Below are 12750 nucleotides of genomic sequence, written 5' to 3' on the forward strand. Positions count from 1 at the left end.
GGGGCGGCTGCCCGCAGTATCCAGCACTACGGCGCCGCACAACACGGTGTTCACGATCACAGGACAATCCCGATGCATTTCGGACCGGCCTGCGACAACACTCCCAGTCTTCTAACCAGCGGACACGCAGTCGAACCACGCCGATCGACAACCGTCACAGGCCTGAACCAGTCGATGGACACCATTGTCCGGTTCGTACAGCCGGCCGAGGCATCGCTTCACCCCGGGACCGCCAGCTCGAACCATACGATCTTGCCCGCTTCGCCGGGCCGGGTACCCCAGCGGACGCAGGCACCGGCGACCAGTTGGAGACCCCGGCCGCTCTCGTCCTCGGGGCGGGCGACGCGCTCGCGGGGCGGGTCGGGCAGCGGGTCGGAGACCTCGACCAGCAGGACTCCGTCCGGGCCGACCGGCCGGACCAGCCGGACGCCGATGGGTCCGGTGGCGTGCCGCAGCGCGTTGGTCACCAGCTCGCTGACCAGCAGCGCCGCGATGTCGGCGAGGGCGTCGAGGTCCCAGTCCCGCAACTGGCCGCGGACGGCGGTGCGTGCGGTGCGGACGGCTCCGGGCTCCGCGGGAAAGGTCCACTCGGCGCAGTCGCCTTCGGTGTCGATCAAGCCGATCACATCCCGGGCCAGCCAGCTCACCCATGTCCGATTTCATGGGGTTAATGGGCACATACCCGATATTCAGGGCCCGGTACCGCCCCGGAGGGCGCACTGTGGCACGAACGGCGTACGCCGAGTCCACCGCGCTCCGCCATCCCGGCCTACGTCATCCCGGCCCACGACGAGTTCGCAGCGGCCCGGCAGCCCTGCGCACGTCGACGAGTTCAGCGCGCCCCGGCCTCGACGAGCGCGAGCGCCTCCCGTACGGCGGGCACGTCCTGGTCGAGCCAGTCGACCGTCCAGATGTCGGCGGGGGCCAGCCAGCGGAGTTCGTCGTGGTCTTCGAGGGGCGCGGGCTCCGCCGAGCCGGGGAGCAGCCGGGCCGTCCAGACCTGGAGGACGTACGGCGGCTTCAGCGGCCACTCCCCCGGGACGCGCTCCACGGTCTCGGCGTCGACGCCGAGCTCCTCGCGCAACTCGCGCACCAGCGCGGCGTCGGGGCGCTCGCCGGGCTCGACCTTGCCGCCGGGGAGTTCCCAGCGTCCGGCCAGTTCGGGGGGAGCGCTGCGACGGGCGGCGAGCAGTCGGCCGCCGGCACTGCCGCCGTTGCCGTCGCCGTCGAACAGGGCGGCTCCGACCACCACGATCCGTGTCGTCATGCGCCGGAGCCTACGGGGTGCGAGGGTGCGGTCAGTTGCGGGTGGCGTCCTCGCTCTGCCCGATCCGCTCGACCCAGTACAGCTGCTTGTGGCCGCGGTCGTCGAGGCTGTCCGCGATCTTCTGGGCCTCCGCGCGGGTGGCGTACCTGCCCACGCGGTAGCGATTGCCGTTGTCGTCCTGCCGTATCACGAGCCAGGGCAGGGTGATCGTGTCGTCGTTCATCGCCATCGCGCCCCTCCGCCTCCTGCTCGCGGTTCGTGCCGTGCCCCACCCCATAAGGAAACCGCAATCCGCATATGCCGGAGCCTACGCCTAACCTTCACGCAGCGAATACGGGTTTTCACAAAGAGGTACGCAACCAGCCAGGACGGAGGGGGCGCACGATGACGAACGCGCCGTTGGCGCACCTCGATGCATCCGGTGAGAGGCACGCTACAGGCGTCGTGAACGACCTGCGAGAAAGACCGGAATCCAACGGCGCCCAGGGCGGGGCGAGTTGGTCGGTTCCGGCGACAAATGCCGTAAGGGGTGGACTACTTCACACTGAGCGCACTACTCGGTGCGCCGCTCGGTGTGCTTCTTGGCGTGCCGCTTGGTGCGCTTCTCGGTGCGCTACTTGACCGGCAAGTGGTAGGCGATCCGGTAGCGGTCAGCCGGGACCACCACGTCGGCCGTCTCCACCGGGCGCCCCGAGGCGTAGTACGTGCGCTGGATGACCAGGACCACATGCCCGGGGACTCCCCCCAGGGAGAGCAACTCCTCGGCGAGACCCGGCCGGGCGCCGACCTCCTCCGTGACGTTGTCCACGACGACGTCGATGGCACGCATCCGCTCGACGACCCCCATGCCGCCGAGCGGCCCCTCCTCGGGCAGCATCACCGGCGTACGGCCGGTCACCGCGAGGGGCTCCCAGGACGTGGAGAGCATCATCGTCTCGCCCGCGTCCCGGAACACGTACTTCGTGCACATCACGCGGTCACCGGGCTTGAGGGCGAGCCGCTCGGCGATGGTGCCGCTCGCCTCGGCCTGCTCACTGCTGGACTCCCAGGTGCCGCGCGCCTCCCCCTCGGCCTGCTCCTGCCGGAACGGGGTCGCGCCGGCCGGCGGCCGGAACCCGGAGCGGGACACGCGCCTCGGCACGGGACGCTCGCGCACATACGTCCCCGAGCCGGAACGGCCCTCGACCAACCCCTCGGCCATCAGCACCTTGCGCGCTTCGAGCGCGACCGTGTCGGAGACCCCGTACTCCTCGCGGATCCTGGCCTGCGAGGGCAGCCGGGTGTGTGGGGGCAGCTGGCCGTCGACGATCTTCTTGCGGAGATCACCCGCGACGCGCAGATACGCCGGCTGCTCACCGAATGTCACTGGCCGCTCCCATCAGGTTGTACAGACAGCAACAGCCTGGCAACCGTGGGTTGTGCCATGCAAGCAAAGGCCAGAGAATCACTCGATGTGATGACTTATCCCCGGTGTGGGCTTTACCCAGGCACTTTCTCCCCGCTATAGGAGCCGTCACACCTCCATGCCGCCGGCGCCTCCCCCGCTGTCCTCGCCGCCGTCGTTCTCGTCGTACGCGGGAGGGGTCGTGGCGAGCCCCAGAGCCTTGCGGGCGGTGACCGACTTCTGGGGGTCGATCAGGTCGGCGCCCTTGTCGTAGTGCGCGTAGAACTCGTCGGCGTCGGACGCCTTCGCCGCCTTCGCCCACTCCTTCTGCGCCGTCCGCAGATCCTTGACCAGGGCCGCGACCGGTTCGGCGGAGGCGCCGGACCACTCATGGCCGTCGAGCAGATCGGCCTGCTGGGTCAGCGCGGTCGAGACCCGGCCCGCCCAGGCCTTGTGCCCCGGCAGGTCGTCCTCGACGTACTGCGCGTCCGGTGCCGTGTCCAGCGCCGCGTTGAGGACGTGGGCCGCCTTCAGATACGCGACCTGGTCGGAGTCGAGGTTCGTGGCGTCGTTGCGCAGCGAACCGCCGGGCAGGCTCGCCTCCTCGTCGGTGTTGCCGAACACGCAGGTGATCTCGCGGTCGCCCAGGCTCCAGCTCTGCGAGGTCGGGGTGACGTAGTAGATGTCCACGTCGTCGGGTACGGCCCAGCCGTCCATGGCGTAGGCGTCCTGGAGCGCGTAGCACTTGTCGTCGGCGGTGGCGGTGACCTTCTTGTCCCCCGGATACGAGCCGCTGCCCATCCGTACGACGGCGAACACCTCCCCGTCGTGCTCGCCGTCGCAGGACACCACGTCGAAGTCGTACGTCATGCCCTCCAGCGAACCGCTGGGCGCGTCGAAGCACTCGCCCTTCACCGGGGAGGCGCTCGCGTTGTTCCGCGCGCTGTCCTTGACCTCGTCCCAGAACCCGGTCGCCGCGCCGGTCACCCCGAGCACCCCCACCACCAGCCCGAACGCCGACAGCACGATGCCGGTCGCCGCCATGCTCCGCCCGCGCTCGCCCCGCTTCTTGATCTGGTTCAGCGCGATCAGCCCGAGGACGAGACCGACACCCGGCACGCAGCACAGGATCCCGAGCACGAGCGCGGCGACGGACATGCCGTTGAGGGGCGCGGGGTTGTTGTACGGGGTGTAGCCCTGGGACCAGGTCTGGTAGGGCTGGGGGCCGTAGGGGCTCGGGGGACCCGGAGGGGTCTGCACGCCCTGGGGGTACGGGGCGTAGGGGCTCTGCGGCTGTGCGCCGTACGGGAGTTGGGGCGGAGGCTGCGCGCCGTAGGGGGTCTGCGGGGGCGGGGCGTACGGGTCCGCCGACGGCGGGGCGTACGGGTCCTGCTGCGGTGGGGCGTAGGGGTTGTACGGGGTGGATGCCTGCGGGGAGGGAGCCGGGACCGGGGGCTGGTCCTGGGGACCTTCGGGACCCTGAGGGGGCGGGGGTATGGACACGGGTACCGTGCTCCTGGTTCAGGCGGGGATCTCCGGGGGGAGAGCTGGAGATCTTCAGATGCGGAACTGACGTACGACTTGGCGCATGGTAAGCGCGAGGTGAGCGGGGGTGGAATGCGGGTTACACGAGCGACCGTGCGGGCGGTGAACGCGCTGACGGCGCGGTGGGCGGGGGCGGTCGACGGGGGCACGGTGTTCTCGGCGGCCGGGGTGTGGCCGTTGCTGGCCCTGCTGGCGGACGGTGCCGGGGGTGCGGCGCGGGCGGAGCTGGCGGACGCGGTGCGGCTGCCCACCGGCCAAGCTGCCGCCGCCGCACGGGAGTTGCTGGGCGGGCTCGCGGCGATGCGGGGTGTGGACTCGGCGCTCGGGTTGTGGACGAAGCGGACGCTGGAGGTGCGGGAGGCGTGGGCGGCGGGGCTGCCGGCCGAGGCGCACGGGGTGCTCACGGGAGACCTCGGGGCGGACCGCGCGACCCTGGACGCGTGGGCGTCGAAGCGGACCGGCGGGCTGATCGAGCGGATGCCGGTGGCGCTGACGGACGACACCGAACTGGTGCTGGCGAGCGCGCTGGCCCTGCGCACGGAGTGGCTGCGGCCGTTCGACGAGACACCGATGGAGAGCCTGTACTGGAGCGACCGGGTCCCGCTCGGCCTGTTCCGCAGCACCGCCCTCCTGGACCGGATCGGCGTGGCGGACACACCGGACGGCCATGTCACCCGGCTGAAGGTCCTCGGCAAGTCGGCGATCGACGTCCATCTCCTGCTCGGGGAGGAGGGGATGACGTCCGGGCAGGTGCTGGGCGCGGGCGTGGGGATCCTGGACGGCCGTCATCCCGTAGTACCCGGAGACCGACTCCCTTACGGCGACCCGGGCCCGGGCCTGCGCGTGGAGAAGGAACGCTGCACGAGCCCACAACCACCCTCGCTCGACGTGACGACCGTGGCGTACGACATGCGTGCGCGGCACGATCTCCTGCGCCTGCACCGCCTGTTCGGCCTCACGACGGCGCGGGACGCCTCGCGGGGGCACTTTCCCGGGATCAGCGGGTTCCCGCTGGCGATCGGGTCGGCCGAGCAGTCCACGACGGCGAGATTCGGCGCACGCGGCTTTCGCGCGGCGGCGGTGACGGCCTTCGCCGCCATCCCCGGCGGTGCCCCGCCCGACCTCCGCTACGTCACCACCACCATCACCGCCCGCTTCGACCGCCCCTTCGCGTTCCTCGCCCTGCACCGTCACTCACGGCTGGTGCTGGCGGCGGGGTGGGTCACGGAACCGGAGTTGTACCCCGAGGAGGACTGGGACTGATCGTCGGGGCTGAGCACCGGGGCTGAGCACCGGGGCTGAGCACCGGGGACGGCGCGGCCGACGATAGCCTTCCCGTACGCGATCTTGCGGTGGCGCGGTCTTGTGTCACGGAACTCACGGGGGCGGAATTGGGAGCGGTGCAGGGAACGGCGGTCGGCGGCACGGCAGTTGACGGTGCGGCGCTCGGGGGCGCGGTCGAGGCGGCCAATCGGCTGACGGCGCGTTGGGCGGGCTCGGTGTCCGACGGCACGGTGTTCTCGGCGGCCGGGGTGTGGCCGTTGCTCGCGTTCCTCGCCGACGGGGCGTCCGGCGCCGCGCGGGCGGAGCTGGCGGACGCGGTGGGCATGCCCGCCGACCAAGCTGCCGCCGCCGCACGGGAGTTGCTGGCCCGGATGGCGTCGATGCCCGGTCTGAACTCCGCGCTCGGACTGTGGACCAGGCGCGAACTGCCCCTACGGGAGGAGTGGCGGGCCGGGCTGCCGGCGGACACGCACGGTGTGCTCACCGAAGATCTCCCCGCCTCCCAGCACGCGTTGGACGCCTGGGCCGCCGAGCGGACGGACGGGCTGATCGAGCGGATGCCGGTCACCTTGGACGAGGACGTGCTCATGGTCCTGGCGAGCGCGCTCGCGCTCCGTACCGAATGGCCGCGCCCGTTCAGCGAGTTGAGGCTCCGCCCGGACACCGGCCCTTGGCAGGGACGGCAGTTGGTGGGCCTGCACCGCACCGGCGTACGCCTCGACCGGGCCGGCGTGACAAGCGGCCCGCACGGTCACGTCACCGAGCTCAAGGTCCCCGGCGACAACGGGATCGACGTCCACCTGCTGCTCGGCGAACCGCGCATGACCCCAGGTCGGGTGCTGGGCACGGGAGTTGACGTACTGGCCGGCCGACTGACCGTGGTACCGAGCGGCCAACTCCCGTACGGGGACGTGGGACCGGGCCTGCGCGTCGAGCAACAGCCGTGTGCCACACCGCGACCGCCGGAGCTGGCCGTGACGACGGTGGCGTACGACATGCGGGCGCGGCACGATCTCCGGGGCCTGCACGGCCTGTTCGGGCTCACCACGGCGATGGACAGCACGGACGGCCACTTCCCCGGCATCAGCCCGACCCCGCTGGCCATCGGGCAGGCCGAACAGTCCGCGGTGGCGCGGTTCGGCGCGCTCGGCTTCCGTGCGGGCGCGGTGACCGCGATCGCGCCCGGCTACGGCGGCGCCGCGCCCCGACTCCGCCACATGACCACCGTCGTCACCGCCCAATTCGACCGCCCCTTCGGCTTCCTGGCCGTACACCGGGAGTCGGGCCTGGTCCTGACGGCGGGCTGGGTCACCGATCCGACCCCCTACGGGAGGTAGGGGACCCGGGGCCGGTTGCGCTCCGTACGTGGTAATCCCCCGCGCGCTTCCCACCCTCGCCGCGCGGGGCAGCCCATCGTCGAACGGTGCCCAAACCCACCCGCCTGCTGCTCCCGCTCCTCGCCGCCGCCCTGCTCCTCCCCCTTCCCCTCTCTCCGGCGTCGGCCGCACCCCGCCCCCATCCCCGTGCCGACTGCGGCGCGCGCGGCTGGTCGCCCTCGGCCACCCGCATCGACCCGGCCGACACGTACCACCCCTACGTCGGCAACGGCTATCTCGGCGCCCGCGTACCGCCCTCCGGTGCGGGCTACGCCGCCTCCGGCGAGAAGACCGGCTGGCCGCTCTACACCCCGCGCTACGACGGCGCGTTCGTCTCCGGCCTCTACGCCCGGGGCCCCGCGAACACCGCCGGCCGCGAAGCCCTCGCCGCGCTCCCGAACTGGACCGGCCTCGACGTCACGACGGGCACCGAGACCTACGGCGGCGCCGACACCGGCCGGGTCAGCCACTACCGCCAGACGCTCGACCTCCGCTGCGGCTACGTCCGTACGTCCCTCACCTGGACCACGAAGGACGGCCGCCGCACCGACCTGGTCTACGACGTCCTCGCCGCCCGCGACGCCCCGCACACCGGCGCCGTACGGCTGCGCGTGACCCCGCACTGGGACGGCGAACTCACCCTCACCGACCGCCTCGACGGCCGTGGCGCACGGCGCGTCACACAGACGGACGGCGGCCCGGTCGGCGATCGCACCATCGGCGTGGCGTTCCGCACGGACGGGACGCATGTCGACGGGGCCGTCGCGTCCGTGCTGGATGCCCCCGGACGTATCCAACAGGCCGATAGGCAGGGAGGGTTGAGTGCCAGTCAGGCAGCCACCCTCCCCGTCCGTTCCGGTCGTAGCTACACCGCCACCAAGTACGTCGGCGTCGACACCGCCCTCACCTCCCGCGACCCGCGTTCCGCCGCGCAGGACGCCGCCGGGCGGGCCGCGGGGCGCGGGTGGGACGCGCTGCTGGCCGCGCACACCGCCGCGTGGCGGGCGCTGTGGTCGTCCGACATCGAGGTGCCGGGCCATCCGGATCTGCAACTCTGGGCCCGTTCCGCCCAGTACGGGCTGCTGTCCGCGCTGCGCCCCGGCGCCCAAAACAGCATCGCGCCCGCCGGTCTGACCAGCGACAACTACGCGGGCATGGTCTTCTGGGACGCCGAGACCTGGATGCTCCCCTCGCTGCTCGCGGCCCACCCCGACCTCGCCCGCCCGGTCCTCGAATACCGGTACCGCACCCGCACGGCCGCCGCCGAGAACGCCGCGAAGACCGGGGTGAAGGGCCTGTTCTTCCCGTGGACGAGCGCGAGTCACGGGAAGCTGTGGAACGAGTGCCAGAGCTGGCAGCCGCCGCACTGCGTCACCCAGAACCACCTCCAGGGCGACATCGCGCTGGCCGCCTGGCAGTACTACCTCGCCACCGGCGACCGCAGCTGGCTCCGCACCCGAGGTTGGCCCCTCCTCAACGGCCTTGCCCAGTACTGGACTTCGCGGGTCACGAAGAACTCCGACGGCTCGTACTCCGTCAAAGAGGTCGCCGGACCCGACGAGTACAGCAACGGCGTCAACGACGGCGTCTACACCAACGCCGTCGCCGCCACCGCCCTGCGCGCCGCCACCGACGCGGCCCGCACCCTGGGCACCGACGCCCCCGCCGACTGGCTCACCATCGCGAACCGGCTGCGCGTCCCCTACGACCCGAAGCGCAAGATCTTCCTCCAGTACGACGGCTACGGCGGCTCCCAGATCAAGCAGGCCGACACCGTGCTGCTGATCTACCCGCTGGAGTGGCCGATGCCGTCCGGTGCCGGTGCCGCCACCCTCGACTACTACGCCCAGCGCACCGACCCGGACGGCCCCGCCATGACCGACGCCGTCCACGCGATCGACGCGGCGGCGATCGGCGAGCCGGGCTGCGCCGCGTACACCTTCCTGCGCCGGGCCTACCAGCCCTTCGCGCGCGGCCCGTTCGCCCTCTTCTCGGAGTCACGCGGCGACAAGGCGGGCGCGTCCGACCCGCTCGCGGGCTCCCCCGCGCAGGACTTCCTCACCGGCAAGGGCGGCTTCCTCCAGGTCTTCACCCACGGCCTCACCGGTCTGCGCCTGCGCCCCGACGCCCTCCACCTCGACCCGAGCCTGCCGCCCCAACTCACCGACGGCGTACGCCTGTCGGGGCTCAGCTGGCGCGGTCGTACGTACGACATCGCGATCGGGGCGAAGACGACGACGGTACGGCTGCGCTCCGGGGCGCCGTTCACGTTGGACACCCCCGAGGGGCGCCGCACCCTCACTGGCACGGTCACCCTCAAGACCCGGCGCCCCGATCTCACCCCCACCACCGACCTGGCCCGCTGCCGGCCCGCGACGGCGACCTCCTCGGAGTCCGGCCTGTATCCGGAGGCAGCGGTCGACGGCAGCCCGGCGACCACCTGGTCCCCGGCCACCGACAGCGCGGCTCTGACAGTCGACCTGGGGCGGACGGTGCGCGTCGGGACGGTGCGGCCCACGTGGACGAAGCAGCCGGGGGCTTACACGGTCGAGGTCTCGGCGGATCGGCGTACCTGGCACACGCCTGACGGGACGCCCGCCCGGTACGTCCGCGTCACCGTACGGAGCGGCGGCAAAGGTGCCGCTCTCGCCGAACTCGACGTGCGCTCGTGACGGCCGAACAACTGGCCGAACACCCCTGAGGGCACGGTCAGTTGGCGGCTTCCGTCGCCAGTCTCCGCTGCTCCTCCTCCACGATGCGGCGGGCCAGCGAGGCATCGGAGATGTCGATCGCGTCCGGTGTGGCGTCCGCGAGGGCGCTGCGCCGGGCGAAGGCGTCGAAGAGGCGGTCCTTGTTCTTGAGGATGGTCAGGAGCCGGTCGTCCACGCTGTCCGTGGCGAGCATGCGGTGCACCTGGACCGTGCGTATCTGGCCCATGCGGTGGACGCGGGCCACGGCCTGGTGCTCCACCGTCGGCTTGACCTGGGGTTCGCAGAGGATGACCAGGGAGGCGGCCTGGAGGTTGAGGCCGACTCCGCCCGCCTCGATCTGCGAGAGCAGCACGGCGTGGCCGGGGGCCTGGGTGAAGTCGTCGACGAGTTGCTGTCGGCGGGCCGCCGGGACGCTTCCGGAGATGGGGCCGAACACCCCCTTCTCCAGGGCCTGTTCCACCGCGGCGAGCACATCCCGGAAGTACGAGAAGACCACCACCTTCACCCCGTTGTCCGCCGCCTCGGCGACCAGCTCCCGCAGGCGCTGGAGCTTCGCGGACTTCTCGGTGTCGGCGTAGGCGGCCCGGCGCATCGCCATGAAGTTGCCGTCGCCGACCGCGCGGTCGTACGCCTCGCGGTCGGCGACGCCCAGCTCCACCCACTCGTCGACCTGGACGAGTGCGGGCAGTTCGGTGAGCACGTCCTCCTGGTTGCGGCGCAGATAGGCGGGGGCGACGGACTTGCGGAAGGCGTGCGGTCCGGCCGCCGCGGTGCCGTTGCGGACGGTCGGGAGGAGTTCGGGGCGCAGGTGGCGGACGAGGGTGCGGAACTCGTCGACGTGGTTCTCCATCGGCGTGCCGGTGAGGAACAGGACGCGGTCGCAGCGCTCGGTCCACAGGGCGACGGATTTGGTGCGGCGGGTGTCCGGGTTCTTCACGTAGTGGGCCTCGTCCACGACGAGCATGCCCGGAGTGGGACCGGTCGGTGCCTCGGTCCTCGTCCTCCTGCCCTTCGGTGACTTGTCGACCGGCGCGGGCAGGGTGTGCAGCGTGTCGAAGGTCGTGATCGCCACCCCGCCCCGCTCGCTCCACTCCCCGTAGGCGTCCTGTCGGTCCGGGCCGTGCACGGGCAGCGCGCGCAGGGTGCTGCGGGCGCCGATCTCGCGGGTCCAGTTGATCAGCACGCTGGCCGGGCAGACCACCAGGAAGTGGCTGTGCCCCTCGGCCGCGAGATGGGCCAGTGCGGCGATGGCCTGGACGGTCTTGCCGAGCCCCATCTCATCCCCGAGGACGACCCGGCGTTGAGCAAGGGCGAAGCGGGCGCCGAAGGACTGGTATCCGCGCAGGGAGACCCGGCGATGGGTGTCGTCCAGCGGCTGGGCGTGCACCCGCTCGGCCAGCTCCGCCGGCAGGAAGCCCTCGCTCGCCGCGAGGTCCGGCTGCTGCCCGTCGACCTCGGCGAGCTGGCTGTAGTACTCGGCGGACCGCAGCTCGAAGTCGACCCACGCCTCGATCTCGGAGACGGGCGGACGCAGCAGATCGGTGGAGGCCTGCGCGATCAGCAGCCGTACGTCCTTGGCGGCCGGGTCGGCGACCAGTTCGTGCAGTTCGGTGACCGCGGCGAGTGCACCGTCCCGCCTGCGCCGACCGGCGAGTGCCAGCAACAGCCTGCTGCTGGCGGGCCGGGCCACGGGCAGCAGCGCGCCGAGCCGTTCGTCGAGCCGGGTCGCGGCGTCCAGGGCGCGGCGCAGCTCGGGTCCGGCCTCGACGAGCCGTTGCAGCGCGATGACCAGGGCGGTGGTGCGGGGTTCGGGGTGGTCGACGTCGATGCGCACGGAGACGGTCTCGGCGACGGCCCGCGCGATCTGCCGGGCGGCGGCGAGCGCCCGGTCGGCGGTCTGCTGTCCTACGCCGGGCAGTTGCCGCAGCTCGTACCGGCTCGCCTCGTGCACCGCGCGCACGGAGGTGAGCCCCGCCGCCTCCACGGCCCCGAGCCGCAGCCGCCCCTCGGTGACGTCCTTCAGCCTCGCTACGGGGATGGACTCCAGCTCCTGGGCGACGAGTTCGGCCCGCAGCGGCTCCAGCGCGGAGCGGACGGTGTCGAGGGCACGGGTGTGGTCGGCACGCAGGGCGCGCGCCACGTCGTAGAGCCGTGTGCCCTGTACGCACAGCTCCCTGGCCCGTCGGCCGACCCGCGGCGACTCGCCCTCCATGTCACCCCCCGCTCCCCATCGGTCTCCCTGTGCGCACAATCGTGGCACGCGCCACTGACAACCGGGACGAGAGCAGCCGGGCCAAGGGTTCCGGCCGTCCGTCAGGCGTCGAACCCCGTCGCCCGCGTCCGCTTCTCCCACGCCGCGATATCGCCGCGCACCTGGTCGAGGTGGCCGAGGACGGCGTCGACCGCGTCCTCGCCCAACGGCAGGCGGAGCGGGGTCTCCTCGGCGTCCAGCGCGGCCAGGATGAGGGCCGCCGCCTTGGCCGGGTCGCCGGGCTGGGCGCCGTCGTTGCTGTCGACGGCGCCGCGGGTCGCGCTCACCTTGGAGTACGCCCCGCTGTCGGCGCTGACTCCGGCCCGGCTCGTGTCGAACAGCGCGGTCCGGAAGGCGCCCGGCTCAACGACCAGCACCTTGATGCCGTACTCGGCGACCTCGTCCGCGAGCCCTTCGGAGAGCCCCTCCAGGGCGAACTTCGTTCCGCTGTACGCCGAGAAGCCCGCGAAGGACATCTGCCCGCCCATGCTGCTCATCTGCACGATCGCCCCGGAGCGCCGCTCCCGCATGGACGGCAGCACCGCGCGCGTGAGGGCCGCAGGCCCGAAGACATGCAGGTCGAACAGGTCCCGCAGCTCCTGCTCGGTGGTCTCCTCGAAGGCCCCGACGTGCGTACGCCCCGCATTGTTGACGAGCACGTCGATCCGCCCGTGCCGCGCCACCACGTCCCGTACGGCCGCCTCCGCCGCCCCCGTGTCGGTGACGTCCAGGCGCAGCGCCTCCATCTGGTCGGGCCGCGCGGCCAGCAGGTCCTCCAGCCCCTCGGTCCGCCGCGCCGCACCGACGACCACGTCACCGGCGGCGAGCGCGGCCTCGACGATGGCCCGCCCGAACCCGCTGCTCGCGCCGGTGACCAGCCACACCTTGTTCATGACGTCTCCCCTTGAGATCCCGGATCCCTGTTGCCCGAC

The 12750-nt window shown here is 72.2% G+C and carries 10 protein-coding genes; 3 read left to right on the forward strand and 7 right to left on the reverse strand.

Annotated features, from left to right (window positions below; genetic code table 11):
- Positions 1-218: 218 nt before the first annotated feature.
- The 5 genes from SPR02S_RS18315 to SPR02S_RS18335 all read right to left on the reverse strand — a co-directional run bounded on the left by SPR02S_RS18315 (position 219) and on the right by SPR02S_RS18335 (position 4154).
- On the reverse strand, positions 219-626 hold the full coding sequence (locus SPR02S_RS18315; RefSeq protein ID WP_026150664.1) for an ATP-binding protein: 408 nt from the start codon (positions 624-626) through the stop codon (positions 219-221).
- Positions 627-832: 206 nt separating this feature from the next.
- On the reverse strand, positions 833-1267 hold the full coding sequence (locus tag SPR02S_RS18320) for a (deoxy)nucleoside triphosphate pyrophosphohydrolase (protein ID WP_019058445.1): 435 nt from the start codon (positions 1265-1267) through the stop codon (positions 833-835).
- A 31-nt stretch (positions 1268-1298) separates the two neighbouring features.
- Positions 1299-1490: an SPOR domain-containing protein gene (locus tag SPR02S_RS18325; protein ID WP_026150665.1), complete on the reverse strand. Its 192-nt coding sequence runs from the start codon at positions 1488-1490 to the stop codon at positions 1299-1301.
- A gap of 390 nt (positions 1491-1880) precedes the next feature.
- Positions 1881-2633, reverse strand: coding sequence for a GntR family transcriptional regulator (locus SPR02S_RS18330; protein WP_019058447.1), 753 nt, complete (start codon positions 2631-2633; stop codon positions 1881-1883).
- A gap of 147 nt (positions 2634-2780) precedes the next feature.
- Positions 2781-4154, reverse strand: coding sequence for a DUF4190 domain-containing protein (locus SPR02S_RS18335; RefSeq protein ID WP_019058448.1), 1374 nt, complete (start codon positions 4152-4154; stop codon positions 2781-2783).
- A 114-nt stretch (positions 4155-4268) separates the two neighbouring features.
- On the opposite strand from SPR02S_RS18335, the gene SPR02S_RS18340 reads away from it, so the two are divergent.
- From SPR02S_RS18340 to SPR02S_RS18350, 3 genes are all read left to right on the forward strand, one after another.
- Positions 4269-5459, forward strand: a complete 1191-nt coding sequence (locus SPR02S_RS18340; protein WP_026150666.1) for a serpin family protein — start codon at positions 4269-4271, stop codon at positions 5457-5459.
- Between the two features lie 137 nt (positions 5460-5596).
- Positions 5597-6817, forward strand: coding sequence for a serpin family protein (locus SPR02S_RS18345; RefSeq protein WP_019058450.1), 1221 nt, complete (start codon positions 5597-5599; stop codon positions 6815-6817).
- 86 nt (positions 6818-6903) lie between these two features.
- Positions 6904-9528 carry a discoidin domain-containing protein gene (locus SPR02S_RS18350; protein WP_019058451.1) on the forward strand — a complete coding sequence of 875 codons (2625 nt, stop codon included), beginning with the start codon at positions 6904-6906 and terminating at the stop codon, positions 9526-9528.
- Between the two features lie 37 nt (positions 9529-9565).
- Here SPR02S_RS18350 and SPR02S_RS18355 read toward each other — a convergent pair whose 3' ends face one another.
- Both SPR02S_RS18355 and SPR02S_RS18360 read right to left on the reverse strand, forming a co-directional pair.
- Positions 9566-11779, reverse strand: a complete 2214-nt coding sequence (locus SPR02S_RS18355) for a DEAD/DEAH box helicase (RefSeq protein ID WP_019058452.1) — start codon at positions 11777-11779, stop codon at positions 9566-9568.
- Between the two features lie 101 nt (positions 11780-11880).
- Positions 11881-12711 carry an oxidoreductase gene (locus SPR02S_RS18360; RefSeq protein WP_019058453.1) on the reverse strand — a complete coding sequence of 277 codons (831 nt, stop codon included), beginning with the start codon at positions 12709-12711 and terminating at the stop codon, positions 11881-11883.
- Between the last annotated feature and the right edge of the window lie 39 nt (positions 12712-12750).

This window comes from Streptomyces prunicolor NBRC 13075, from assembly GCF_000367365.1.
Lineage (GTDB): Bacteria > Actinomycetota > Actinomycetes > Streptomycetales > Streptomycetaceae > Streptomyces > Streptomyces prunicolor.